Origin of the sequence: Sediminispirochaeta bajacaliforniensis DSM 16054 (assembly GCF_000378205.1) — a bacterium.
Classification (GTDB): domain Bacteria; phylum Spirochaetota; class Spirochaetia; order DSM-16054; family Sediminispirochaetaceae; genus Sediminispirochaeta; species Sediminispirochaeta bajacaliforniensis.
In genome coordinates, this window is record NZ_KB899412.1 from 70,243 (window position 1) to 95,053 (window position 24,811).

At 51.0% G+C, this 24,811-nt stretch carries 22 protein-coding genes; 6 read left to right on the forward strand and 16 right to left on the reverse strand.

Annotation, left to right across the window (positions count from 1 at the left end):
- Window positions 1-6: 6 nt before the first annotated feature.
- The 3 genes from F459_RS0108120 to F459_RS0108130 form a co-directional block, all read right to left on the reverse strand.
- A complete protein-coding gene (locus tag F459_RS0108120) occupies window positions 7-870 on the reverse strand; it encodes a carbohydrate ABC transporter permease (RefSeq protein ID WP_020612235.1) in 864 nt (287 codons plus the stop codon).
- Window positions 863-1,885, reverse strand: a complete 1,023-nt coding sequence (locus F459_RS0108125) for a carbohydrate ABC transporter permease (RefSeq protein WP_020612236.1) — start codon at window positions 1,883-1,885, stop codon at window positions 863-865. The genes F459_RS0108120 and F459_RS0108125 overlap by 8 nt, the downstream gene beginning before the upstream one ends.
- A 63-nt stretch (window positions 1,886-1,948) precedes the next feature.
- Window positions 1,949-3,235, reverse strand: coding sequence for an ABC transporter substrate-binding protein (locus tag F459_RS0108130; protein WP_020612237.1), 1,287 nt, complete (start codon window positions 3,233-3,235; stop codon window positions 1,949-1,951).
- Window positions 3,236-3,547: 312 nt separating this feature from the next.
- Between F459_RS0108130 and F459_RS0108140 the strand changes: the two genes are divergently transcribed.
- The 3 genes from F459_RS0108140 to F459_RS0108150 are packed head-to-tail and all read left to right on the forward strand — an operon-like array spanning window position 3,548 to window position 5,483.
- Complete coding sequence (locus F459_RS0108140) at window positions 3,548-4,300, forward strand: FadR/GntR family transcriptional regulator (protein ID WP_020612239.1); 753 nt, start codon at window positions 3,548-3,550, stop codon at window positions 4,298-4,300.
- Complete coding sequence (locus F459_RS0108145; protein WP_020612240.1) at window positions 4,275-4,571, forward strand: hypothetical protein; 297 nt, start codon at window positions 4,275-4,277, stop codon at window positions 4,569-4,571. The genes F459_RS0108140 and F459_RS0108145 overlap by 26 nt, the downstream gene beginning before the upstream one ends.
- 21 nt (window positions 4,572-4,592) lie before the next feature.
- Complete coding sequence (locus F459_RS0108150; protein ID WP_020612241.1) at window positions 4,593-5,483, forward strand: ADP-ribosylglycohydrolase family protein; 891 nt, start codon at window positions 4,593-4,595, stop codon at window positions 5,481-5,483.
- A gap of 16 nt (window positions 5,484-5,499) precedes the next feature.
- Here F459_RS0108150 and F459_RS0108155 read toward each other — a convergent pair whose 3' ends face one another.
- The 3 genes from F459_RS0108155 to F459_RS0108165 form a co-directional block, all read right to left on the reverse strand.
- Window positions 5,500-6,084 carry a DNA-3-methyladenine glycosylase I gene (locus F459_RS0108155; protein WP_026294952.1) on the reverse strand — a complete coding sequence of 195 codons (585 nt, stop codon included), beginning with the start codon at window positions 6,082-6,084 and terminating at the stop codon, window positions 5,500-5,502.
- 87 nt (window positions 6,085-6,171) lie between these two features.
- Entirely contained in the window at window positions 6,172-7,764 is a 1,593-nt protein-coding gene (locus F459_RS0108160; RefSeq protein WP_026294953.1) for a ClC family H(+)/Cl(-) exchange transporter, read from the reverse strand.
- 245 nt (window positions 7,765-8,009) lie between these two features.
- On the reverse strand, window positions 8,010-9,437 hold the full coding sequence (locus F459_RS0108165) for a nucleobase:cation symporter-2 family protein (RefSeq protein WP_020612245.1): 1,428 nt from the start codon (window positions 9,435-9,437) through the stop codon (window positions 8,010-8,012).
- A 302-nt stretch (window positions 9,438-9,739) separates the two neighbouring features.
- Here F459_RS0108165 and F459_RS0108170 point away from each other — a divergent pair, with 302 nt between their 5' ends.
- The gene (locus tag F459_RS0108170) at window positions 9,740-12,007 is read left to right on the forward strand and encodes a xanthine dehydrogenase family protein molybdopterin-binding subunit (RefSeq protein WP_020612246.1); all 2,268 of its coding nucleotides are present in this window, start codon (window positions 9,740-9,742) and stop codon (window positions 12,005-12,007) included.
- Window positions 12,004-12,495: a (2Fe-2S)-binding protein gene (locus tag F459_RS0108175; RefSeq protein WP_020612247.1), complete on the forward strand. Its 492-nt coding sequence runs from the start codon at window positions 12,004-12,006 to the stop codon at window positions 12,493-12,495. Before F459_RS0108170 ends, F459_RS0108175 begins: the two co-directional genes overlap by 4 nt.
- Before the next feature lie 31 nt (window positions 12,496-12,526).
- On the opposite strand, the gene cysK is transcribed toward F459_RS0108175, so the two are convergent.
- The 6 genes from cysK to F459_RS0108210 all read right to left on the reverse strand — a co-directional run bounded on the left by cysK (window position 12,527) and on the right by F459_RS0108210 (window position 19,464).
- Window positions 12,527-13,465, reverse strand: coding sequence for a cysteine synthase A (gene cysK, locus F459_RS0108180; RefSeq protein WP_020612248.1), 939 nt, complete (start codon window positions 13,463-13,465; stop codon window positions 12,527-12,529).
- Between the two features lies 1 nt (window position 13,466).
- On the reverse strand, window positions 13,467-14,747 hold the full coding sequence (locus tag F459_RS0108185; protein ID WP_020612249.1) for an O-acetylhomoserine aminocarboxypropyltransferase/cysteine synthase family protein: 1,281 nt from the start codon (window positions 14,745-14,747) through the stop codon (window positions 13,467-13,469).
- Entirely contained in the window at window positions 14,744-15,685 is a 942-nt protein-coding gene (gene metA, locus F459_RS0108190; RefSeq protein WP_020612250.1) for a homoserine O-acetyltransferase MetA, read from the reverse strand. The genes F459_RS0108185 and metA overlap by 4 nt, the downstream gene beginning before the upstream one ends.
- A 68-nt stretch (window positions 15,686-15,753) precedes the next feature.
- Window positions 15,754-16,191 (reverse strand): RrF2 family transcriptional regulator, encoded by a 438-nt coding sequence (locus tag F459_RS0108195; protein ID WP_013255509.1) that lies wholly within the window; start codon window positions 16,189-16,191, stop codon window positions 15,754-15,756.
- Window positions 16,192-16,461: 270 nt separating this feature from the next.
- On the reverse strand, window positions 16,462-17,745 hold the full coding sequence (locus tag F459_RS0108205) for an NCS2 family permease (RefSeq protein ID WP_020612252.1): 1,284 nt from the start codon (window positions 17,743-17,745) through the stop codon (window positions 16,462-16,464).
- 66 nt (window positions 17,746-17,811) lie between these two features.
- Entirely contained in the window at window positions 17,812-19,464 is a 1,653-nt protein-coding gene (locus F459_RS0108210; protein WP_020612253.1) for an N-acyl-D-amino-acid deacylase family protein, read from the reverse strand.
- A 63-nt stretch (window positions 19,465-19,527) separates the two neighbouring features.
- Here F459_RS0108210 and ade point away from each other — a divergent pair, with 63 nt between their 5' ends.
- The gene (ade, locus tag F459_RS0108215) at window positions 19,528-21,258 is read left to right on the forward strand and encodes an adenine deaminase (protein ID WP_020612254.1); all 1,731 of its coding nucleotides are present in this window, start codon (window positions 19,528-19,530) and stop codon (window positions 21,256-21,258) included.
- A gap of 8 nt (window positions 21,259-21,266) precedes the next feature.
- On the opposite strand, the gene F459_RS0108220 is transcribed toward ade, so the two are convergent.
- From F459_RS0108220 to yedF, 4 genes are read right to left on the reverse strand one after another with little or no spacing between them, the layout of a single operon-like run.
- On the reverse strand, window positions 21,267-22,037 hold the full coding sequence (locus tag F459_RS0108220) for an ABC transporter ATP-binding protein (protein ID WP_026294954.1): 771 nt from the start codon (window positions 22,035-22,037) through the stop codon (window positions 21,267-21,269).
- Window position 22,038: 1 nt separating this feature from the next.
- A complete protein-coding gene (locus F459_RS0108225) occupies window positions 22,039-23,064 on the reverse strand; it encodes a FecCD family ABC transporter permease (RefSeq protein WP_020612256.1) in 1,026 nt (341 codons plus the stop codon).
- On the reverse strand, window positions 23,054-24,145 hold the full coding sequence (locus tag F459_RS0108230; RefSeq protein ID WP_020612257.1) for an ABC transporter substrate-binding protein: 1,092 nt from the start codon (window positions 24,143-24,145) through the stop codon (window positions 23,054-23,056). Before F459_RS0108230 ends, F459_RS0108225 begins: the two co-directional genes overlap by 11 nt.
- 21 nt (window positions 24,146-24,166) lie before the next feature.
- The gene (yedF, locus tag F459_RS0108235) at window positions 24,167-24,808 is read right to left on the reverse strand and encodes a sulfurtransferase-like selenium metabolism protein YedF (protein WP_020612258.1); all 642 of its coding nucleotides are present in this window, start codon (window positions 24,806-24,808) and stop codon (window positions 24,167-24,169) included.
- Window positions 24,809-24,811: the final 3 nt, after the last annotated feature.

Genomic DNA, 24,811 nt, shown 5'->3' on the forward strand with positions numbered 1-24,811 from the left:
TAGAAATTATTGTTTTATTGCACCAGAAGTTAATCCTGCAACGAGTTTTTTCTGAAATACAATCACAAGGATTAACAAAGGTAGCGTAATGACGACAGATGCAGCCATGATTTCGCCAAAAGGATATTGTCGGGAAACGGTTCCGCTGAACATGGCAATGGCAACGGGAATAGTTCTCGATTTTGGGGAAACCGAAGAAAACGTCAGTGCAAATAGATATTCGTTCCAAGCCGCGATGAAGGCAAGCAACCCTGTAGTAACAGCGGCGGGTATCGTAAGTGGAAGTAAAATATCAAAAAAACTTTGAAATGGCGTAGCTCCATCAACATAAGCCGCCTCAAGGAGCGATGATGGAAGTTGCCGATAATATGATGTCATGACCCAAACAGTAAAAGGTAGTGTAAACAGAAAATAAGATAAAATCATGCTTTGTATTGCTGATATATGCAGAAACCGTATTACGGAATATAACCCACTAAGAACCGAGACTCGAGGAAACATTGTCATAGTAAGAATGAGATACAGGATAATCTTTTTCCCCCGAAAATACAATTTTGCAAGAGCATAGGCTGAAAAAGAACCAAGGAGCAAGGAAACCAGTGTCACTACTCCGGCAACAATAATGGAATTTGCAATGCTATGAAGGAAAAGGGTGTTCTTCAATACTGCCTGATAATTGATTGAGGAAGGTAGGAATTTCATTGAAATATGATCCAAGGGAACCAGTGTAGCAGGAGTCATCATCAATTGATTTTCCGTTTTCATTGATGTATTTACCATCCAGTAGAACGGAAAAAATACAAGCAAAATAAAAAAGAAAAGGAAAATGCAAAAAATCGTATTATAAATTATCTGGTTTTTCTTAATCATTTTTACTTATTCCTCCTGCTAACTTGACATAAATAAGTGAAACTAAAAAGACCAGAAGAAAGATAAGAATACTGGAAGCTGATGAATATCCCATAGCTTTACTATCAATCAGCTGATAATATGTATAGGAAGCCAAGGAAAAACGTTTTTGGGCAAAGATTATTTGGAAAAGATCAAAAACCCGTAATGCATCAAGCGTACGGAAAATCATGGCCACCATAAGGGCATTTCTTACCAGAGGAAGCGTCACGCAAAAAAAGGTCCGACCGGCTCCTGCTCCATCTACCTTTACTGCTTCATATAGTTCCTTAGGGATTGCTTGTAATCCGGCAATAAGAAGCAGGGTCATAAATGGAGTAGTTTTCCATACATCTATGCAAATAATACTCCACAATTGAGTTGATTTCTCCAGCAAAAATGGAAACTGTCCATCTGTAAGACCAAATCGTTGCATGATGACATTGATAATTCCTGTTCGAGTGGCTCCAAACATCCATGCCCACATTTTTGAGGACACAGCTGTCGGAATAGCCCAGGGAATCAACATGATCATTCGGAGGACCCCGACACCTCTAAAAGCATGTGAAAATACTAAAGCACAAGCCATTCCCAATACTGTTTCAAAAAATACGGTTATCATGGTGAAAGAAATTGTATCTTTCAATGCACGAAGAAACTCTGGATCCGTGGCCACAAAAACATAGGGCTTACCAATAAATGAAAATGTTTTCATGGGTTTATAACGATATGGTTCTGACGGCATGGACTGCAGAAGAGCAACAGTATCGCTGGAATCAATAGTATCTGGAATCGGAAGAACCTTCACATGTAAAAGCCGTGAATAATTATCTAATCCAATACATTCCGTTATTTTTGATGATGCAAAAGTCCTATTGGTAAAACTTGTTATCAATACAGAACCTAAGGGATATAAAGCAATGACGCACATCACAATCAGGGTCGGAGCAAGCAAGGCAATGGCCAAATGAGATTCTTTCTTTTTGAGGGCATTCATCAGCAACTTCCTATAATGGCCGTCCAGAAGAAGCATTGCCTCGCTTGACGGCCATAATTTTTATTACTTACTGTATTCGGACATATCTATGGCCATTGCTGTAACAGCATCAGCCCCATTCATCTGCTTTCTCAAGACATCATGCGTATAGGAGTAGAAAATCTTGGAGACTTGTGCATAATTGGGAGCAGCGGCTGTCGAAGGACGGGGGACGGCATTTAAGAACACATCGTACAATTTGGCAAAGAAAGGATTTACTTTTACAACATCCGCATCGGAATAGAGTGATTGTATGGTAGGTTCATAAGACCCTTTGATCGCCCTGCGTTTTTGCTCTTCTTTTCCTGAAAGATAAAATATAAAATCAACCGCTTCTTTTGGATGTTTTGAGTATTTACTTACGGCCAGTTGCCATCCCCCAAGCGTGCAGGCATTCTTGCCCTCAACATTCGTGGGAAGTAAGGTCAAATCAAATCTACCCTTAATAGCACTGCTGTCAGACTGTCCCAAAGAATAACAATATGGCCAATTCCTCATAAACATGGCATTCCCTGCTTGAAAGGCAGAACGGGCATCTTCCTCCACAAAACCAGTAATTCCCGAGGGAGAAATGGTCCCAACCCAATTGGCTGCCATATCCAATCCTGCAGCAGCCTTAGGATTATCTATTGTTACTGTGCCATCTTTATCCATTATGGTTCCTCCACCATGTGAATAAATCCATTCCAAAGCATTGCACGTAAGACCTTCATAGGCATTGCCTTGCCAAACAAACCCCCAAAAATCTTCATTTCCTGCAGCTCTTTCCCCAGATTGGACAACCTGAGCAATATGTTCCAATTCGTTCCATGTTTTTGGGGGAAGTGTAAAGCCGTATTTCTTGAGTAAATCGGTACGATAGTACAAAACACCGGCATCCGTATATAAAGGCATGGCTAACAATTTTCCATGTACGGTGTTGTTTTGCACCATAGTAGGAAAATGTTGGCTCGTATAGGAAGCTGCACCATATTCATTGAGATCTATAAGATGCTCGTTTAATTCTCCCGGCCAGACAACATCAATCAAAACAGCATCCAATTCACTGGACTTTGCCTCAAAATACTGTAGATACAGGCCCAATCTATCCGTAGAGGATTCAGGCGTTTCAACAAGCTCAATATCGATGTCGGGATGCAACGATTCATAGGTTTCACTTGCCTCTTTCATTAATTCGTAGTCTTTACCCACAGATTTGACAGCGAATCGAATTTTCGTTTTTTTCTGTGTTTCAGATTCTTGTGTCCCATTTGCAAAGAGCGTCCCCAGTGACAAAAAAATACACAGAACCATCACTAAACAGTTTTTCATATTTCCCTCCTTCTGTTATTACATACCCTACAATTCAGGGTATGATTTTTTTGACTATCCATCTCTTTTGGTATACCGTATCGTTATTGGTATACCATATATGGTAATTATTTCTTTGGAAATTATCCTTGCTTTTTTAAATATTGTCAATATTTTTTATTATTTGTACATTTCAAAGTAAAATAAGGAATTTATGGCTTTTTATGTTTCAGTTTTATGATATTTATGGTATACTTATTATGAATCAATTTAATTGGTATACCATTGTAATGGATGCCATCCATATAGTGTTAACAATTGGGAGGTAGTAAAATGCACCATGAAAAAAGTGGTACTCATTACAAAGATATTATCGAACACATAAAAGATTTGATTGCAACAGGAGTTTATTCTGCAGGAGATAAATTCCCTTCCGAACGAAGCCTGGCAGAAAAATTTAACGTCAGCAGGGTCCCTGTTCGGGAAGCCCTGAAGGTTCTGGAATATATCGGTATCTTAAAAAACGTCCCTAACGATGGGTTGTATGTACATAACCTCGACATATCCCATATCATAGAAAACCTCAGTTTCGGCTTATCAATACAGTCTCAAAGTGTTTTATCTCTTTTTGAGGTACGTATTTCCCTGGAATCGACGGCCTGCTATTATGCGGCAATACGACGAACAGGTGAAGACATTACACAAATTCGTTTGACGCTGAAAAAGATGCGGGATCTTTTGAAAGAGACTAAAATCAAGGATGCCGATTATGAGATGCTTCGGTTATACTCCCATGAATTCCATGCACTTCTGGTACGTTCAGCACACAATGAAATACTGACGGGTATCTATTGCTCTCTGTTCAGTCTCCTGGAATTGTCAAAGCAATATACCATAAGAAGGGAATTTGATTCCTATGACTCATTGCTGGCCCATGAGGCGATTTTCAATAAAATTCTTTCGAAAGATAGCAACGGAGCCCGTGATGATATGATAGGACATTTGGTGTGTGCGCGCCGTAAATTGGAGGAAGCCGTTTTGGCAGATACCGAAAGCGTACATGACATTTCTGATACAGCTACATAAAATACAACTTGAGCAAGGCTCTTTTTTTGTTTCATCGAACAACAATACAGAAAAAACCATTGATTTCCCAATTCATTATCGACTGGAAATCCATCGCATCGGCAAAAGGGATGCCGTGACGGCACTATTATCCATGGTACACGATCCTGTCGGTGATTGCCGTGGTCAAATACTTATTGGCGAGCAATGGTTCCATGCATTATCAGCGGTTAAAAGGAATGTTCAGAATCCTGGTGATGTTACGCTTTCCCCTGTATTTGCCTTTTTGTAGCGTAATTACTACCTTGAAAGTATGAAACATCATGATACACGTAAGGGAATCATCTACGGGGCATTGGCCGCCGATTCTTTAAGTCTCGGCAGCCATTGGATCTATAATGTCGATGCCATTGCCAAGCGGATCGGCCGGCCAAGTGACTTGAATGATCCGCTGGTGAAAACCTTTCATCCGAATAGAAAGCGGGGTGAGTTTACCCATTACGGTGATCAAACCCTGTGGCTTCTTGAATCGATTGCCGATAAGGGCGGTTACGACCAAGAGGCCTTTTTTCAGCTTTGGAAAGAGAAGATGGCCATCTATGACGGCTATATGGATCATGCCAGCAAGGATACCCTCTCTGCCGGGAAGGCCAGCTCGATGGATGACTTGGGCGGGGCCGGACGGACCGCCGCCCTTGCATTGCTTTTTGCCGATCCGGTCGCTTTGGCGAATGCCGCGGCTTCCCAGGCTTCGTTGACCCACGATCATCCCCTGGTACGGGATGTCGCCCGATTTTTCAGCCGACTCCTGTTTCATGGTGATGAGCCCATGAAAGAAGCCCTGTGGGCCACGCTGGAAGAGGAGGTTTGGGAGAGCGGAGATCTTCTTCCCTCTCAAGTAAAGGCTGGTGCGGAAACCGCAGGGGAGGAAACGATTGCCGTGATCGGCCGCTTCGGCCAGATGTGCAGCGCCGAACGAGCCCTTCCCGGGACAATCCACCTGCTTGTTTCGTATCCCGACAACTATGAAAAGGCGATGATTTCCAATGTTGCTGCAGGGGGCGATTCTGCCGCCAGGGGCCTGCTTGCCGGGATGATCCTTGGCGCGCGTTCCGGCTTTTCGTCTATCCCCGTCCGTTGGACGGGAGCCCTGGCAGCCGCCGATCGCATCGATGATGCAGTCGACCGCATAGCTTCCCTTTGAGCTGTTATGGGAGCCGCTATGGTTTTTCCCTTAGCTCGTTGTAGCGGAAGCAATGTGTCAGATGGTCGTTGATAACGCCGATGGCCTGAAGATGGGCATATATGGTCACTGCTCCTACGAATTTGAAGCCGCGCTTTTTTAGGTCGGCAGAAACCCTCTCCGCCAGTTCATCTTTTACCGGCATCTGGACCATCGTCGTCAGCCGATGGTCCACCACCTTACCGTCGGTGAAGGACCAGATGTAGCGGTCAAAACTTCCCCATTCTTTTTTGATGTGAAGAAAGGCCGATGCGTTGGAGATTGCAGCTTCGATTTTTCTTCGGTTTCTGATGATTCCGGCATTATCCATCAGCCTTGCTTTATCTTCTTCGCCGAAGCGTGAAACCTTCTCTACGTCAAATCCCGCAAAGGCTTTGCGAAAGGCCTCGCGCTTGTTGAGGATGGTTTGCCAACTCAGTCCCGCCTGCATGGTTTCGAGGAGCAAAAACTCAAAATGCTTCTTCTCATCATGGAGGGGAACTCCCCATTCCGTGTCGTGATAGCTTTGCATAAGGGCATTTCCCATGCACCAGGGACAGCGATTATCTGCTTTCTCTTTCATGCGCTAAGTATACCCGTGCGTTTGGATGGAAGATAGTAGTGTTACGAATATTGGTGATACAGGGTGGATCATCATCGATAACGGTCGTCAATCCTCCGGTGAAGCACCCATGGCGATCAGAGACATCTGGACCTTTCCCGCATCTTCTTCCGAAGCAAGAATCAACAGCTGATCACCGGGAAGTATCTCCGTTTTCGGTTTTGGGATGAACTCTTTTTCGCCCCGCATGATACCGATGAGCACCGTTCCCTCGGGCCAGTCGATATGGGCCACTTGTTTATGTTCCAGAAAGGAATCAATGGAGACTGGAATTTCGAGGATAACCTTACGGCGCTCATTGCCGACGAAAATTCCCGGATTTCGGTGTATTAGGCGGTCAAGCAGCACATCATATACGGGTCTTGACTTTATGAAGCTGCCGACGAGGTAGGTACTCATGCAGACACCTACCAGACCGAGGAGGTGATTAAAATTTCCACTCATCTCAAGGATGAGGATTGCTCCTGTTACAGGGGCCCTAACGATGGCGGTAAAATTTGCCGCCATCCCCATAATCATAAAATTCATGTTGTGGGAAGAATCTATAAGACCGATGGCCTGTAAAAGCCCCCCGTATATCTGTCCCACCAGCGCGCCGATGAGCAGCAGGGGTAAAAAGATACCTCCGGGGTTTCCCGAACCGTAACATAGTGTGGTGAAGAGAAACTTGAGGCACAGGAGAACCGATAGGAAAAGGAGGGTCTTGTTATCGTAGCAGAGGCTTTCGATTAAATGATGTCCTCCTCCCGTCACATCGAAGCAGTAGAGCCCCAGAAGCACGGAGAGCAGAAGGGGCAGGACCGGTCGCAATATCACGGGGATACGCAGCCTCACGTAGAAATCCTGAAAAAAGTAGAGGGCCTTCTTAAAAAGATGGCCGACAAAGGCGATGACAATGCCGAGAATAATGGCAAAATGAAAATATTCCTGGGGAATGACGTTGATTGCGTGGAAATCGAAAATGGGCCTGAGTCCGAAGAAGTGACTTGCGACAAAGTCCGCAGCGGTTGACGAGGCCATGGAACAGACCAGCAAGAGCGGCGAAAAGCTTTTGTGCATCTCTTCGAGGACGAAGATGACACCGGCAAGGGGAGCGTTGAAGGCAGCCGACAAACCTGCTGCAGCCCCGCTGGTAATAAGATATTTACGTTCCAGATTGGGGGTTTTTGAGTGGTGAAGCATACTCAATCCTACGTAGGAACCGAGTTGCACACAGGGACCTTCCCTTCCGAGGGAGAGCCCTGCACCGATACCGACGATACCTCCGAAAAACTTTAAAAAGAGTTCGGGGAACCAGGAGAGGCGGATTTGTCGGTTAAGGGCCCCTTTCACCTGTGGAATACCGCTTCCTCGGATGAGCGGGTATCGTTTTATCGTATATCCTATGAGTAAACCTGCTATAACAAGAAGAAATACCCAGCCCAACTGAATAGGAAGGGGCTTCTCAGACAATGCTTCGTATAAGCTTTTTCGTATATCATGGGCGGCAGTGAGGCCGATACGCAGGGCCACGACAATGAAACCGGTTACCACGCCGACTATGATACTCTTTGCAAAGAGTACCGGCCGAAATGAGTACCAGAAGTTTAAGGTGGGCAGGATACTTTCGTTATCTGTGATGTTTCGTGATGCTACTGACATTCTTCTTTACACTCTGCGCAATCTTCTCATGGATTACAATTTTTTGCAAATGGCTCTGAAGCCCTGATCCTAAGGATGACGCTATTCTGCCGGATATCGGCGCAAGGGACGGAGCGGAAATCCCGCAGCCCCGGCAGGGAGCGGCGGGCGATCGGGAGTGAGCCCGGCTGCCGCTCCCGCCCCGGACGGGGCGAGGAATTGCAGCAAAGGAGCGGTCCCCGAAGGGGATGCGCCCCCTAAAAAAATCAGGTCATATCGGTGCGAAGGTCGTCGTGGACCTTCTGTTCCTTGTAGGAACGGGGAAGAATGATGTTGAGGAATATGGCGGAAAGTCCGCCGGTGGTGATTGCCGAACCGAAGATGGTTTTTGCCAGGGGAGGAAAATGCCCCAGGGCATCAGGAACGAGGATCACACCGAGGCCGAGCCCGAAGCTTATGGCCATGATAAGGATCCCCCGGCGGTTGATGACGTTGGTGCCGATCAGCTTGATGCCGCTGGCTGCAACGGTCCCGAACATGATGATGGTGGCTCCTCCGAGAACAGGGGAGGGAATGAGGCTGAAGATTCCGCCGATGATGGGGAAGGCCCCGAATATGACAAGCAGAGCGGCGATAAAGTAGCCAATGTAGCGACTCGCCACACCGGTAAGCTGGATGATGCCGTTGTTCTGACTGAACGTGGTATTGGGAAAGCTGTTGAACAGGGCCGCTATCGCGGAGTTCACACCATCGCCGAGGACCCCTCCGCTGATGGTTTTAATGTACTGTTTTCCCTCAATGGGTTGATTTGATACCAGACTGGTTGCGGTGAGGTCGCCGATGGACTCCACGGTGGTGATCAGGTAGAGGAGTGCCATGGGGATGAAATAGTCGAAACGGAATTTGAAGAATCCGTATTTGAAGGGTATCGGCACGTTGATCAGGGATAATCCGTCGAGCTTGGTAAAATCGATACGCCCCATGAAGGCCGCAACGATATAGCCGACGGCAAGGCCGATGACGATGGCTCCCATGCGGAGCCATTGGTTTTTGCTGCGGTTCAGGATGATGATGGTCACCAGGACGATTGCCGCCAGACCGAGGTTCTGCCAGCTTCCAAAGGCGTCGGTTCCTACTGCGGCCGATCCCCCTGCGATATCGGTGAACCCGACCTTGACCAGGGAGAGTCCGATCATGGTGACGATGATACCGCTGACCAGGGGGGTAATGATTTTCTGGAGGAACTTGAGAAATCGAGAAAAGACCATTTCGATGAAACTGCCGAAGAAGCAGATGCCGAAGATGGTGGCAAGGGCGGCTTCGTTGCTGCCGCCATCTCCCTTGACCGCCATGCCTATGGCGATGATGGTCCCGAGAAAGGTGAAGCTTGTGCCCTGTATGGAGAGAAGTCCGCTCCCGACAGGGCCGAACTTCTTGGCCTGGATGAAGGTTGCGATGCCAGAGACGACCAGGGCCATGGAAATGATGTAGCTGGTCATCTGAATGGGCAGCCCCAAAACACCGCAGATGATGGTCGGCGGGGTAATAATACTGACAAAGATGGCAAGAAGGTGTTGCAGTGCCGCGAAGAGTGATTGCAAAAAGGAAGGACGATCGTCTAGACCGTAGATGATCTCTACGGCACTGCCTGCTGCCCCGTTTTGCGGGGGTGTTTGAACGGAGGTATCGCTCATGAGGTCTCCTTTTCGGACGCTCCTTTGGTTTTTTGGTGCGGTATGTTTCGGCCCGGTAAAGGAGCACCGAGCAGTTCCGGGAAATACAACAATCCGCAACGCGAGCGACCAAATATTATGCAACAGTATACAACACTATATTGAGTTGTAAAGAAAAACTTAACGAAAATGACCCCGCGGTTTCCTATAATTGATATGGATTTTTTTCTGATACATACCCCGCTTTTATTTGCATTAGGGCCTATTGTGTTGTAATATGTTGCAAATCCCTCTCCTTTGGGATATGTATTCAAGGAGTTATTATGCCAGTTTCCGGAACGACGGTTTTCAGAAACGATGCCGTTTCCAAGGTGACCGGACGGGCCAAGTATACCGACGATCTGAAATTCTACGGTATGGCCCATGCGGTTGTCGTTTATACCGGCTATGTACGAGCCGAGCATCTTCGCGTCGATGTTGATGCGGCGTCGGCCGCACCCGGGGTTCTCGGAGTTTTTACCGCAGCCGATATTCCCGGACAGATCTGCTTCGGCCAGATCAACCGCGATTATGCCATGCTTGCCCAGGAGCGCATCCTTTGCGAAGGAGACGTCATTGCCCTGATTGTTGCCGAAACCCGGGCCGAGGCCCTTGCCGCTGCGTCCTTGGTCAAGGAGCAGGCAGAAGAGCTTCCTCCCGTTACCGATTCCTTTGAGGCTCTCAAGCCCGATGCTCCGATCCTTCGTCCCGGTTCTGCGGGAAATACCAACCGTATCAACCATGGACGGGTCAGGAAAGGGAATGCGGAGGCTGTTTTGCAGGGGTGTGATCTTGTTCTTGATGAGGAGTTTTCCACCCAGTTTATCGAGCACGCCTATATGGAGCCCGAGGCGGGGATTGCCGTGCCTCGTCCCGATGGTGTTATCGAGATATACGGCAGCATGCAGCATCCCTATTCAACCAGGCGTTTTGTCTCGGCTATGTTGGGCGAGCCCCTTTCCAACATTGAGGTCTATATGACGCCCATGGGGGGAGGCTTTGGGGGAAAGGACGATACCGCCGCCATTGTGTGCGCCAGGGCTGCTTTGGCGGCACGGAAACTGAATCGACCGGTGAAACTGACCTATGATCGCAGCTGGTCTATGAAAGAGAGTTACAAACGCCATCCCTATTATCTCCATTATCGTGTCGGCTTTGATAAGCGGGGAAAGTTTCGGGGTGCCGATATCGATATGGTAAGCGACTCGGGGGCCTATACCAGCGTAACCCCCTGGGTGAACTGGCGCAGCACCGCCCAATGCTGCGGTCCCTACACCGCCGATGCGGTGCGCATGGATATCGTTGCCGCGACCACCAACAATGTCTTTACCGGAGCCATGCGGGGATTCGGCGCTCCTCAGGTCAACTTTGCCGTTGAGCAGCTTATGGACATGGCCGCGGAAAAGCTGGGGCTCTCTCCTGTTGAGATTCGCCGCATGAATATGGTCAAGCAGGGGGATGCAACCATAACCGGGCAGGTGCTGGATAACCATACCGTCAGCCTCGAGGCGGTAATGGATCGACTTCTCGCCGAATCTTCCTACAGGGAAAAGTACCCCTCCTGTTCCCGGGGTAAGGGGGAAGGGGATGAGCTCTACGGTATCGGCTTTTCCATCAGCTATCGGGGAGCAAGTCTCGGGGCGGAGGGAATGGATTATTGTTCCTCCATCATCAACTGCCAGATGGACGGATCGATCCTTCTGGAGGCGGCCATCCATGAAAACGGGCAGGGGGCAGAATCGGTCCAGATGATGATCCTCAGCGAAGAACTTGGGGTTCCCCTTTCGAGGATTCGCTATAAGCGACCCTCCACCAGCAATATTCCCGATGGCGGGACCACCGTAGCGACCCGTGGGACCATCATGGGAGGCGGCGCCGTGGCTATTGCCGCCCGGAATCTAAAGAAGCTGATTGCCGAGACCCTTGCCGAAGAGCTGGGCGGCGACCCTTCTGAGGTCGTTTTCGAAAACGATACGGTCAGCGTTCCTCTGGGGAAGAGCTTCAGCTGGGAAGAGGCCATGAAGGCGATGCATCTTCATCGGGTCTACCCCTACGCTTTCGGCACCTTTCAGGCTCCCCATGTTTCCTGGGACGAAGAGCTTGGGCAGGGTGATGCCTACTTTACCTTTGTCTACAGCGCCCAGGCTGCCGAGCTGACGGTAAGCCGCAAAACCGGTAAGATAAAGCTCCTTTCTTTAACCGCGGTCCACGATATCGGTCGGGCGATCAACAGGGCCATGGTTTTAGGGCAAATGTACGGCGGTATCGCTCAGGCGGTGGGGCAGGCCTTGAGCGAGGATCTGGCGGTGCGGGACGGTCGGATCGGCAATCTCAATCTTGACAAATACAAAATTCCCAGGGCGAAGGATCTGCCCGAGATCAAGGGGATCATTGTGGAGAATCCCGATCCAACCTCTCCCACGGGTGCTAAGGGAATTGGCGAGCCCGCCCTTGAACTGATGGCCCCGGCCATTGCCAATGCAGTTTACAACGCAACGGGACTTCGCTTCCACAGCCTTCCCATCACGATAAACCCGGAGGACTTGAAATGAGCAGCAGTGATGAACGAATAATAACGATCAACGGGGTGGTTCGCAGTGTTGCCGAGGCCGATCTCGATCTCAGCCTTTTAGAGTATCTTCGGGAACGGCTTGACCTTACCGGAGTCAAAAACGGCTGTGGAGTCGGGGCCTGTGGGGCCTGTACCGTAGTAATCGACGGCCAGGGAAAACGCAGCTGCCGTACCAAGCTTTCGTCGGTCTTGGGAAAGAATGTAATCACTGTCGAGGGGCTTGAAGGGCCGGACGGAAGCCTTCATCCGATCCAGCAGTCCTTTATCGACTGCGGTGCAATCCAGTGTGGTTTCTGTACGCCGGGTATGGTGATGAGTGCCTATGCGCTTTTACTCCGGGAGAAACGGCCGAGCCGGGATAGAATTCGCAAGGCAATGAGCGGAAACCTCTGCCGCTGCACCGGCTACCAGCAGATCATCGATGCGGTGGAGATGGCCGCAAAACGAATGTACCCGGGAGGGCTGTAGGTTCCCTCTTCGGGCACATTCCTTTTTTGTCTTACGCTTCTTCGAAAAGCCAGGTGGAAAGGTAGCGCTCGCCGGTGTCGGGCAACAGTGCCACAATCAGCTTTCCCGCATGTTCCTTCTCATCGGCAAGTCTCGCTGCCGCTGCCGCAGCAGCCCCTGAGCTGATACCAACCAAAAGTCCTGCCTTTTTTGCAAGCAGCCTGGCACTCTTTCCTGCCTCCTCATCGGAGATGGTGATGATCCTGTCTATGACCGACATATCCACCACCGAGGGAACGAAGCCTGCCCCGATGCCCTGAATTTTATGCGGGCCTGCACTTCCTCCGGAAAGAACCGGAGAGCCTTCGGGTTCCACGGCGACAACGGATATTTTCGGATTCTTTGCCTTAAGGGCGCTTCCCGTACCGGTAACAGTTCCTCCGGTTCCAACTCCGGCGACAAAGAGATCGACCTTGCCGTCGGTATCGCGCCATATCTCCTGGGCGGTGGTCCTTCGATGTGCCTCCGGGTTGGCCGGGTTATCGAACTGCCCCGGAATAAAGGCGTTTTCCCTGCTTGATGCAATCTTCTCTGCCTCTTCAATGGCCCCCTTCATGCCTTTCGCCGCCGGGGTCAGCACAAGTTCTGCACCCAGGGCCGCAAGGAGTTTGCGTCGTTCCATGCTCATGCTTTCGGGCATGGTGAGAATGATATGGTAACCCTTTACCGCAGCAACTCCAGCAAGTCCGACACCGGTGTTGCCGCTGGTAGGTTCGACGATGATCCCTCCCGGCCTCAGGCTGCCGTCGGCTTCTGCCTGCTCTATCATGGCAAGGGCGATCCGCTCCTTCACACAGCCGAGGGGATTTGCCGACTCAAGTTTGACAGCGATCCGCGTGCCCTGGGCCGCTGCCTGTGGAGAGAGGAGTACATCCGCATATATCAGGGGGGTGTTCCCGATAAGTTCCGTCATGTTTTTTGCTATCTTCATCTTAGACCTCCTTCAAAGCCTGGTTTATATCGTCGATGATATCGTCTCGATGTTCAATCCCTATGGAAAGCCGAATAAGCTCCGGCTTTACTCCGGCGGCAATCTGCTCCTGGTCGCTGAGCTGCGCGTGGGTGGTGCTTCCCGGATGGATGGCAAGGCTCTTTGCGTCTCCGACGTTGGCAAGGTGGCTGAAGAGTTTCAGCTTCTCAATAAAGCGTTTACCAGCCTCCTTACCTCCCTTTACGCCGAATACAACCATACCGCCGTAGCCCCCGCTCAAAACCCTGTCGGCGACCTTTTTCGAGGGGTCCGTATCGAGCCCGGGGTAACGTAACCAGTCGACCTTGCCGTGGGTGGAAAGAAATGCGGCGACCGCAGCGGCATTTTCGCAGTGACGCTCCATGCGCAGGGGAAGGGTTTCAATCCCCTGGAGAATGTTCCAGGCATTATCCGGGGAGATGGCCGCCCCTGTATTCCTTAAGGCAACGGTCCTCATCCGCATAACAAAGGCCGCCCGCTGCTGGTCTCCGAGGTCCCTTGCCCAGCGTATCCCGTGGTAGCTTTCATCCGGTTCGGTGAAACGCGAGAACCTGCCGCTGGACCAATCGAAGTTACCACCGTCGATCACGGCACCTCCTATGACCGTTCCGCTTCCGCAGATCCACTTTGAGAGACTGTGGATGACCACATCTGCACCCAGCTCGATGGGACGACTGAGAACCGGAGTCGCAAAGGTCGAGTCTACAATGAGGGGAAGGGCCTCCTTGTGGGCCGCCTCGGCTAAGGCTGGTATGTCGGCGACATCAAGGCCCGGATTGCCGATGATTTCGGTAAAGACGGCTCGGCTCTTTTCGTTGATTGCGGCCTTGAGGGCGGGAATATCATTGGGAGGAATCAGGATTACCTTGATTCCCAGATCCGGCAGGATTGAAGTGAAAAGGGTGTGGGTGCCTCCATATAGGTTGGCTGTTGCAATAATCTCATCACCTGCCGTTGCCAGATTGATGATGGAGTAAAAGACAGCTGCCGTTCCCGATGCAAGGGCCAAGGCCCCGACACCACCTTCCAGAAGCTGCATCCTCTGTTCAAGGACATCCTGGGTTGGATTGCCGATCCTCGTATAAATGAATCCCGGTTCCGCCAGATCAAAGAGCCGGGCCGCATGACCGCTGTCCTTGAATTGATAGGCTGTTGTCCGGTAGAGCGGTACCGCTCTGCTGCCCGTTACGGGATCGGGAATAGTGCCACCATGAAGTGCGATGGTTTCCAGATGCTTGTTCATTGTTGTTCCTCCTCGAACATCGGTTTCAGGCTTCCCAAATCGTATGGGGTTGCCTGATATACTGAATAATTGAGCCAGTTTGAAAAAAAGAGGTGGGCATGAGCCCTCCATGTGGAGATGGGAAAAGCATTGGGATTATCCTGAGGAAAGTAATGGGCGGGGGTTGGCACATCCAACCCCTTTTCCGTATCCCGTTGGTACTCCTTTGCCAGAGTGTCGGCATCGTATTCAAAATGACCGGTTATGAAGATCTGCCGTCCCGCCTGCGCCTGGATGACGGCGCTACCTGCTTCCTTCGATCGTGCGAGAATCTCGAGCCTTGGAATCCTCTTTAGAGCAGCCTCGTCGACCCCCGTATAGCGGGAGTGGGGAAGGGGAAAACAGTCGTCGAAGCCTCGAAAGAGTGGCGAATGATCATCCATTCGCCGGTGCTCGAACACCCCTGTCAGCTTGTGAGGTAAGAGAAGCTTGTCGATTCCGTAGTGGTACCAGAGGCCTGCAAAGGCCCCCCAGCAGATATGGAGTGTCGAATAGACGTTCTTTTTGCTGTGCTCCATGATTGCAGCCAACTCATCCCAGTAATCCACCTCGGTGAAGGGAAGGGTCTCCACAGGCGCTCCGGTGATGATCATCCCGTCGTAGCGCTTTTTTTCAACCCTTGAGAAGGTGGTATAAAAGCGTTCCAGATGGGCCGGAGAACTGTGGCGCGAGGTATAGGATTCGGTGTGAAGTAGATCGATATTGACCTGAATTGGGGAGTTGGCCAGTAGCCGCAAAAGCTGAATCTCGGTATCTATCTTTGCCGGCATCAGGTTGACGATGGCAATCTCCAGCGGGCGTATGTCCTGATGCATTGCCCGCTCGCTGGTCATGACGAAAATATTTTCCGCCTCTAAGGCCCGGCGGGCAGGAAGAGCCTCGTCTATCTTTATCGGCATAAAAAAGCCTCCTTCTTCTAAAGCCCCAACCGGACACGCCGGCGGGGCTTGTCGGAAGGGGCGAGGTATCAGTTTGTCATCATCATGCTGCAGGTATTGGCCTTGGTGTTCCGTATAAGATCGCCGAGGCTTCGTTCTTTAAGGAAATTTTTGACAAGATCATCAAGCTCCATCCAAAGAGGAAGAGTCGGGCATCGGGAGGCTCTTTCGCAGTGTTCATCCTCTCTGAGGCAGTTGATCGGCGCAAGGTCCCCTTCGAGAAGCTCGAAAAGACGGTCAAGACGCACTTTGTCGGGGTCAACGGCGATCTTGTATCCACCTGTGACACCACGTGCGGAATCGAGGATTCCGGATGGCTTAAGGAGCCTGACAATCTGTTCAAGGTATTTTTGGCTTACCTTTTCGGCTTCGCTGATTTCGCCGAGCTGAACATAACGATCTCCCCCCTCGCTTCCGAGGTAGATGAGGAATCTGAGACCGTAGCGTGTTCTGGTCGAAAATTTCATACCTACATAGTATGGTATTGTGAAAAAAAAGGCAAGGGGAACAGGTTGTTTTATTGGTTCCTAGTGTTCCGAAAATTGGTGGTATATGAAGCGCAATTCCTGTATCCATTGGCAATTGCTAAGGAGGAATACAAAAAAAGCTCGGCAGGGGGGAAACGTAAGGATTTTACCAGCAAAAAGGGCGAGGTATCACCAGGATTCGGAACACTATACAAAGAAACGGCCGCCGGATGACCGGGGCCGTTTGTACAATCACGTTTACTTAGGAAACTACAACAAAAACTTGATCAAGAAAAGAATACCGACAATATAGGTAACAACAGAAACATCCTTTGCCTTACCGGTAAGGACCTTCAGGACGATGTAGCCGAGCATTCCGAACATGATACCTTCGGCAATGCTGTAGGTAAGGGGCATCATGATCATCGTCAAGAAGGCGGGGATTGCTTCGGTGTAATCATCGAAATCGATATTCTTGATCGGGCTCATCATAAAAAGACCGACAAGAACCAGGGCGGGAGCGGTAGCCGCACCGGGGATCATGAGAAAGAGGGGGCTAAGGAAAAGAGCGAGGAAGAAGAGTACCGCGGTTGAAACAGCGGTAAGTCCGGTTCTTCCGCCCTCTGCAACACCGGAAGCGCTTTCCACGTACGTGGTAACCGTAGAGGTTCCGAGAATAGCACCGAAGGCTGTTCCGAAAGCATCTGCAAAGAGGGCACCCTTAACCTTTGGGATATTCCCGTCCTTATCAATCAGGCCTGCCTTGGTCGATACACCGATGAGGGTTCCTACGGTATCGAACATATCGACAAAAAGGAAGGTAAAAAGAATGACCAACATGTCGAGGCTGAAAATCCTGCTGAAGTCGAATTTAAAGAAGATGGGTGCCAGGGAGGGGGGAGCCCAGCTGCCTGAAGGTGCGCTGGTAACCCCAAGGGGAAAACCGATAATGGTAGCCGCAACGATACCGATGAGGAGAGCCCCTTTTACACGGAAGGCGAGGAGGATACCCATGATCACCAGGCCGATAACGGCCACGAGGGCCTGGGGGCTGGTAAGTTTGCCGACCGTTACAAGGGTAGCTTGGTCGGCAACAACGATTCCGGCACCCTGCAGTCCTATGAATGCGATGAACAGGCCGATACCGACGGAGATAGCCCGCTTCACGTTCATGGGAATGCAGTTTACGATTGCTTCACGAACATTGAAGATGGTCAGGATGATGAAGATAATACCTTCGAGAAATACCGCTGTCAGGGCAAACTGCCAGGAGTAGCCCATTCCGAGGACGACGGTAAAAGCGAAGAATGCGTTGAGCCCCATCCCGGGAGCAAGGGCAAAGGGAAGGTTTGCCGCAAAGGCCATGATCAGAGTCGCAACTGCCGAACTAATTGCCGTTGCGGTGAAGATGGCTCCCTGATTCATTCCCGTAGCGCTTAGGATCTGGGGGTTGACGATGAGAATGTACGCCATGGTCAGAAAGGTGGTCAGACCGGCGATCATCTCTGTCTTGGCTGAAGTATTGTGTGCCTTCAGTTGAAAGAATTTTTCCATCTGTACAACTCCTATCGTACTTGTGGGTTTTAGTGACATCACGATTGTACAATAGGATATTCGATCTTACAAGGATAATGTTGCATCTTGTTGCATGCATGTTCTGATCAGCCTTCCCGGCTTTTCTGAACGGTAGTGCCCATCGGCGATTTTGGCCTTCCCGTTGATAAAAAGCCAGTGGATTCCTTCGGATTCCTTCTCTGGGAAAGCTGTGCTTGAACAGTCCTTGATATTCGAGTCGAAGACCACGATATCCGCCTTCTTATTCGGGGCAATGATGGCCCTGTCTTTGATTCCAAACAGGTCGGCCGCAGCCTTTGAGCTCTTTCTCACAGCCTCTTCCAAAGAGAGGTGGGAGGTTTCAAATACCTGCCAGCGGAAAAAACGGGGAAATGTGCCGTAGACCCTGGGATGAAGCCTTCCTCCCAGAAGGGTGTCGCTGGAAAGCATACCTGCGGGATGGAGGAGAATCTCTTCGACGCGATCTTCCTGGCTGTAGCGATCCATCATCCGTCCCGCGCCCTCTGTCGCTGCAAGGAGAAGGCCGAGAGCCGCAAGCGGCGAGCTTTGCTCTTCTTCGGCTATGCGGGCGATACTCTTCCCTGTATATCGTAAGGCTTTTTTCTTTGACACTCCGGGCAGGTCGGTTACCACGATGTTATCCCAGCCTATCAGAAGCGGGAGGTTATCCCATGGGACGCTGGGAGGCGCCGCTTGTGCTCCACCGTAAAGTGCTTCGAGCCTTTGTATTGTTTCGGCGTCACCTAATCGGCCAATTGCCCCCTCGACGCTGCTTCCTTCGAGGAGGAAGGGCGGCAAAAGAGAGAGAAGGCTGGTGCTGCCGAAATCATAGGGATAGCTGTCAAAGCTAAGCCCCTTTTGTTCGATGAACCTGAGAACCTGCGGAATCTGCCGCTGATTTCGTTCTCCTATGGCCTTGAGATGGCTGATATGGAGCCTGCATCCCGCCTCTTCGGCGATGTCGGTGATTTCTCTCAAGGCCTGAAAGAGCTCATCGCTTTCGCTTCTCATATGAACGGCAAGGAGTCTTCCATATTCGGCACTCTTTTTCGCCACGGCAAGCAGTTCGCTTCGTCCGGCAAAAAGAGCGGGAACATAGATGAGGCCGAGGCTTGTTCCTATAGCACCGGCATCGAATGCTTCTTCAAGCATGTCAAGCATCTTCGCCTCTTCCTTCGGCGAGAGGGGAGCACTTTTGTCGCCTGCTGCAGCGTAGCGGAGGGTCCCGTGGCCCACAAAGGGGAGAACATTACACTCAAGGCCCGCTTTTTCCACTGCGTCGTACCATTGGGCGGTAGTTTCCCAGCTCCATGAAATATCGGGATTTCCGATGACGAGTGTTTTTCGCCAGGAAGCCTGCCGTTCCTTCGGCATCGGCGCAATACCGAGACCGCAGACCCCGACGGTTTCGCTTGCGATACCCTGGGTGATTTTGGGGCGAAATCCCTGAGGAAGAAAGGGTGCTGCATCGGTATGGGTATGCGGATCAATGAAGGCGGGAGCAAGGTAGAGCCCCCTGCAGTCGATCCGTTTTATGCTTTCATCATTACTATGCAGCGTGTTTTCGACGGCGGTGATCGAATCGCCTTCGATCTTTACGTCGCCGACAAAGGGAGCCGTCCCCTTTCCATTGATGACGGTCGCACCCGAGAGTAGAAAAATATCATTCTTTGTTGCGTTTTGTTGTGTTATAATCACAGGAGTATCGTATACCCAATATATCCGCCTTACAAGACGGATGAACGAAAAAGGAGTAGTGTTATGGATAACTTGAAACAGCGGATAGATATTGCGGCCGGACGGAAGCAGGCCTCATTGGTTATACGAAACGGCGTCGTGGTCGATCTCTTTGGTCACGGCCTGGTCCATGGCAGTGTGGCCATTGAAGGGGGAACGATCATCGGCATCGGTGACTATAGGGGCCTTCATGAGATCGATGCCGCCGGCCGTTATATCCTTCCAGGTTTCATCGATAGTCATGTTCATATCGAATCGTCCCTTTCCACACCTGCCCAGTTTGCCTCTGCCGTTTTGCCCAGGGGCACCACTACCGTGATTGCCGATCCTCATGAGATCGCCAATGTCTGTGGACTTGACGGTATACGGTATATGCTGAAGGCAAGCAGGAATTTGCCGGTTGATATCTATTTTATGCTTCCATCCTGCGTTCCCGCTACCGGATTCGAGCATTCTGGTGCCGTCTTGGGTGCGGAGGAGTTGGAACGTCTTATCGATGAAGAGCGTGTGCTGGGCCTTGGAGAGCTTATGGATTATCCTTCTCTCATCGCCGGTTCCGAACCGGTGCTGAAAAAGGTGATGCTTGCCAAAAGCCGCCATAAATTTGTCGATGGTCACAGTCCCATGGTTTCGGGAAATGACCTTACCGCCTATGCGGTCGCAGGGGTTCGTACCGATCATGAATGCTCTACGGTCCAGGAGATGAACGATCGCTTGAGCCGCGGCATGTATGTTTTGCTGCGTGAGGGCTCTGCCGCCCGAAATATGGAAGCCCTCATTAAGGGGGTGACCCCTGAGAATAGCCGACGCTGTCTCTTTTGCACCGACGACCGCCAGCCGGAAGATATCCTGGCCACGGGCCACATCGACAATCATCTGCGGATAGCGGTCAGAAACGGAATCGATCCCATTACCGCAGTAACGATGGCAAGCCTCAACGCCGCCGAATGTTACCGGCTCGACGGAAAAGGAGCGGTGGCCCCCGGCTACGATGCGGACCTTGTTTTCGTTGAAGATCTGAAGGATTTTGCGGTATCCACGGTTTTGGTTGGCGGAAATGTGGTGGCAAAGGATGGACGCTCGCTTTTTGAGCTTCCGAAGGAGATTGATGCCTCTTCTGTTACCGACACGGTCCACGTCAAACCCTTTGGCGTCGATGCCTTTCGTCTGAAGCTCGACTCCTCGCGTGCCAGAGTCATTCAGGTCGCCGAAGCCTCCCTTATCACAGAAGCGGTGGAGCGGGAGGTCGAACGGGATGATGCCGGTTGTTTTCGCCCTCTTCCGGGAGGGAATATCGTAAAATTGGCGGTAATTGAACGCCATAACGCGACGGGCAATATCGGCCTTGCGCTTTTGGAAAACTACGGAATCAAGGGAGGCGCCGTGGCGTCGACCATAGCCCATGACAGCCATAATATCATCGTTGCAGGGGATAGAGACGAGGATATGTATACGGCGGTCCGTGAGTTGGTCAGTGTGGGGGGAGGAATCACCATTGTGGCAGGTGGAAACGTCATGGGGACCCTGGAATTACCCATTGCCGGATTGATGAGTGATCGAAGTGCAGCCGAAATCGACGCACAACTTAGCCGAATGCTCGATGTGGCCAGGAATACACTTGGTATCAATCCGGGGCTCGATCCATTTATGACCCTGAGCTTTCTTGCCTTACCGGTGATCCCAAAATTAAAACTGACCGATATGGGGCTTTTTGATGTCGAGCACTTCACCTTTACCGGTAATTCCGTGCCTTGACCCCATGTCTACTCCTGGATGATGACCGGTTTTCCTTCCACCGAACGGACATGGATAGGGACATCGTACAGGCGGGAGAGGTTCCTTCCCGTTAGTATCTGCTCGGTGGGCCCTGCTTCCAGAAGCAGTCCCTCCTTGAGAAGCACCAGGTGGGTGGCGATGGCCGCGGCCAAGGCGGGGTGGTGGGTGGTAAAGAGGATCGTCACTCCTGACTGCGAAAGGGATGCGAGAATGGTCGAAACCCGCCTCTGGTTTGCAAGATCAAGCTTACTGGTCGGTTCGTCGAGGAGCATGATCGAAGGCTCCTGGCTAAGGGCTCTGGCTATCATTAACAATTGATATTCGCCGCCGGAAAGACTCGTAACAGGCCGCTGTTTCAGCTTTGCGATTCCTGTCTTTTCAAGGGCATGCTCGGCAATCGCTCTGTCTTTGATACCGGGCATTTCCAGCTGTTCCAGATAGGGGGCTCTACCGAGCAGTGCGTATTCGATTACCGAATAACCGAAGGAAATTCGCTCGTCCTGCGGAACGAGACTTATCAATTGTCCCGCTTCTCTTCGGGAATAGGAGCCGATAGGCCTGCCTTGAAGCAGCATTGAACCACGGGAAGGCTGCTTCCAGCCGAGACAGAGATCGAGAAGGGTACTCTTTCCCGCACCGTTCGGACCGAGTATTGCGGTAATGCTTCCTTTCTCCACTCCCATGGAAAGGTCCGAGAGAACGGGCTTTGCTTCCGCGTGATAGCGAAAACCAATATCTCTTGCCTCAAGAATCATCATCTCACCGGCCTCGCTTTGTGCTTTTTTTCGTGAGGAGGATAATGAAAAAACAGGCACCTATGAAGCTGGTGAGCACGCCCAGGGGAATTTCCCCGGCAAGGAGGGTTCTCGCAAGGGTATCGCAGACGATGGTGAAGCAGGCACCGAGAATCATTGCACCGGGCAGCGACCATCTGGAATTGGCGGAGAAGAGTTTCCGCGCCATATGGGGGACGATCAGACCGACCCAGCTGATCATGCCGCTGATGGAGATGACCGCTGCCGTTGCCGCCGTTGCTGCGGCAAGGAGAATAAGCCGTTCGCGTACCGGTGCGATTCCAAAGGAAAAGGCGGTCCTGTCGTCCATCGAAAGAAGATTGAGGCGCCATCGATGGGCAAAAAGAAGAAGTGCTGCGAGAAGAACCACAGGAAGCACCGAAAGGACCTCTTTCCAGCCGACGCTCCAGAGCCCACCGAGAAGCCAGAAGGTGATCTCCGGTAGTTGGCTCATGGGGTCGGCGGTGTATTTGAGTATTCCCACTCCTGCGGAGAAAAGGGCCGAAACCGTTATACCCGCCAGGACAAGACGAAGGGTCCAGCCTCCGAAGCGGAAATGACGTGCGAGAAGATAGCTCGCCCCGAGGCCGACAAAGGCAAAGCATGCCGCCGATATCTGTATCAGCCAGGCTGCCGTTCCTCCAAGTACGATGGCCGCGGCAGCCCCGAAAGCGGCGCCCTGGCTCACACCGAGAAATCCCGGTTCCACCAGGGGATTTGAGAAGAGCATCTGAAAAACCGTGCCCCCGGCTCCCAGGGCGAGCCCAAGCAAAAGGGAAGCAATAAGCCGCGGCAGCCGTAAGGAGAGAAGCAGGTTACGAGCAAGCCGGTCATGAATAAATGTCGAAGGAGCGGTAAAACCGGCGGACGGGTACCTGCCTGCCAAAAGGGACAATAAACACACTACCCCTAAAGCGCACAGTAGCTTTACCATGGTCCGTCTGCGCTTTTCCTCTTCGGTATCTGAGTGGAGGTCTCGGCTATTCAGCAATCTCTCCTTCGAGCCTGGGAAGGACAACTTCCTCGATCACCGATTGGTCCAGATGATACAGTTCATTATAAAAGCGGATCACCTCATCGCTTATCTTCATGTCCGAAAATTCTTCGGGGTAGAGCGTTTTTGCCATCCAGCCGATACAAAGTATCCAACGGGTATCAGGCTGGGCCCAGCTGTGAAAATCGGAAGGGACGGCCTGCACCCTGCCGGCCTTTGCCGCCCGCAGTTGCTGCCACGTCGTATCTGCAAGTATTCCGGGAAGGAAATCGCCGCTGTCGCTATTGAAGCTGGTAATGAAAATGTAGTCAGGATCCCAGGCCGCTATCTGTTCAAAATTGACTGTTTTCCATCCCCCGCCTTTGTTGCTTTCCTTCCAGACTGCCTTAGCCCCGGCCTTTTCCACCTGAGCAGTCTGTATCCAGCTTGCCGGTGAGATGTTAAAGGCACGCTCTCCTCCCTTGTTGGAGTAATAGAGCAGGAGTACCGATGGTTTATTCTGTTCAGGGATCTTCCCGACTTTTTTGTTTATTCTGTCGAGAAAATCGGCATAATAGGCGTTGATCGCTTCTGCCCGTTTTGTGTCTCCAAAGATACGCCCGACAATCATGATGTCATCGATATACTGGCTTGGCGTTTCAAGAGATAGCGCTATGGTCGGGACCCCTAACTTTGCCACCGGTGCACCAAGCTTTTCATATACAAAATCTTTTACGATAAAGAGATCCGGTTTGAGGGCGACAACCTGTTCCGGCCCAACCTCATGGCCAATTCTGGTTATCTCCCCGATGTTGGGATCAAGATAAGGGAAAAAATCGCCCAGCCCTTGATTTGTTTTTCCCAGCCCGATGACCTTTCCCCTTGCCTCGGGAAAGAGAAAGAGGGTATCGGCGGTTATAAGAGTCGATTTTCCTGCGACGACGATCCGTTCCGGAGAGGCGGGGAGTACAACGTGGTTTCCGATTGAGTCGGTGACGGTGATACCCTGCTGGGCTTCCTGTGAACCGGAGGCCCAGAGCGAAAAGATTGCCGAAAAGAAAAAAAGAAGGGAACATAATATTTTTTGTTGCGCACTCATGATATATCTCCTCTTCCTTGGCTATACCGTAACGGTATCCCCTTCAAGAAGGGCAGTGGCGATATCGTACATGTTCGAGACCATACCGACGGCGAGTTTATCCTTCAATCCGTAATAGTCTAGACAGGTCCCACAGGCGAGAATCTCAATGCCTGCCGCTTCCAGTTTTTTCAGGTCGCCAAGCTCCTTTGCCGATTCTATGGTCAACTTGACACCGCTGTTCATAAAGACAAGCCGTTTGGGCATCTGATCGAGTTCTGTAAGAGCAAAAAGAAAGGCGCTCATGAGCAATCGCCCGAGTTCACGGTCTCCTTCTCCTACGGTATCTTTGGAAATAAAAACGGTTTTTCCCGCCGTCCCTCCGGATTGAGTCACCGGACAGCTTGCGATGGCTTGGTCGAAGGCCGCCGCCTCGCTTTCCTGGGAAACCTCGGCGCCTCCTGCTATGGAGATGGTAAAGGCACCCTCCTGTCCCTCTGTGCCGATCACCTTATAGCCGGCATGTTCGGCGTAACGCGTAACATTGGTAACCGCTGCGCTATTATCGACAATCACTTCGAGTGTATCGAAATTTCCCTCACCAAGGGCCTTCTTGGTGCGAATAACAGGCTGGGGGCAGGGGAGCCCTCTGGCGTCTACTACATGCTTTTTCTCTTCAGACATCTT

Excerpts from the sequence above, each read along its gene's own strand:
- F459_RS0108120 (WP_020612235.1), bottom strand. The coding sequence starts at position 870 with ATGATTAAGAAAAACCAGATAATTTATAATACGATTTTTTGCATTTTC.
- F459_RS0108125 (WP_020612236.1), bottom strand. The coding sequence starts at position 1,885 with ATGAATGCCCTCAAAAAGAAAGAATCTCATTTGGCCATTGCCTTGCTT.
- F459_RS0108130 (WP_020612237.1), bottom strand. The coding sequence starts at position 3,235 with ATGAAAAACTGTTTAGTGATGGTTCTGTGTATTTTTTTGTCACTGGGG.
- F459_RS0108140 (WP_020612239.1), top strand. The coding sequence starts at position 3,548 with ATGCACCATGAAAAAAGTGGTACTCATTACAAAGATATTATCGAACAC.
- F459_RS0108145 (WP_020612240.1), top strand. The coding sequence starts at position 4,275 with ATGACATTTCTGATACAGCTACATAAAATACAACTTGAGCAAGGCTCT.
- F459_RS0108150 (WP_020612241.1), top strand. The coding sequence starts at position 4,593 with ATGAAACATCATGATACACGTAAGGGAATCATCTACGGGGCATTGGCC.
- F459_RS0108155 (WP_026294952.1), bottom strand. The coding sequence starts at position 6,084 with ATGAAAGAGAAAGCAGATAATCGCTGTCCCTGGTGCATGGGAAATGCC.
- F459_RS0108160 (WP_026294953.1), bottom strand. The coding sequence starts at position 7,764 with ATGTCAGTAGCATCACGAAACATCACAGATAACGAAAGTATCCTGCCC.
- F459_RS0108165 (WP_020612245.1), bottom strand. The coding sequence starts at position 9,437 with ATGAGCGATACCTCCGTTCAAACACCCCCGCAAAACGGGGCAGCAGGC.
- F459_RS0108170 (WP_020612246.1), top strand. The coding sequence starts at position 9,740 with ATGCCAGTTTCCGGAACGACGGTTTTCAGAAACGATGCCGTTTCCAAG.
- F459_RS0108175 (WP_020612247.1), top strand. The coding sequence starts at position 12,004 with ATGAGCAGCAGTGATGAACGAATAATAACGATCAACGGGGTGGTTCGC.
- cysK (WP_020612248.1), bottom strand. The coding sequence starts at position 13,465 with ATGAAGATAGCAAAAAACATGACGGAACTTATCGGGAACACCCCCCTG.
- F459_RS0108185 (WP_020612249.1), bottom strand. The coding sequence starts at position 14,747 with ATGAACAAGCATCTGGAAACCATCGCACTTCATGGTGGCACTATTCCC.
- metA (WP_020612250.1), bottom strand. The coding sequence starts at position 15,685 with ATGCCGATAAAGATAGACGAGGCTCTTCCTGCCCGCCGGGCCTTAGAG.
- F459_RS0108195 (WP_013255509.1), bottom strand. The coding sequence starts at position 16,191 with ATGAAATTTTCGACCAGAACACGCTACGGTCTCAGATTCCTCATCTAC.
- F459_RS0108205 (WP_020612252.1), bottom strand. The coding sequence starts at position 17,745 with ATGGAAAAATTCTTTCAACTGAAGGCACACAATACTTCAGCCAAGACA.
- ade (WP_020612254.1), top strand. The coding sequence starts at position 19,528 with ATGGATAACTTGAAACAGCGGATAGATATTGCGGCCGGACGGAAGCAG.
- F459_RS0108220 (WP_026294954.1), bottom strand. The coding sequence starts at position 22,037 with ATGATGATTCTTGAGGCAAGAGATATTGGTTTTCGCTATCACGCGGAA.
- F459_RS0108230 (WP_020612257.1), bottom strand. The coding sequence starts at position 24,145 with ATGAGTGCGCAACAAAAAATATTATGTTCCCTTCTTTTTTTCTTTTCG.
- yedF (WP_020612258.1), bottom strand. The coding sequence starts at position 24,808 with ATGTCTGAAGAGAAAAAGCATGTAGTAGACGCCAGAGGGCTCCCCTGC.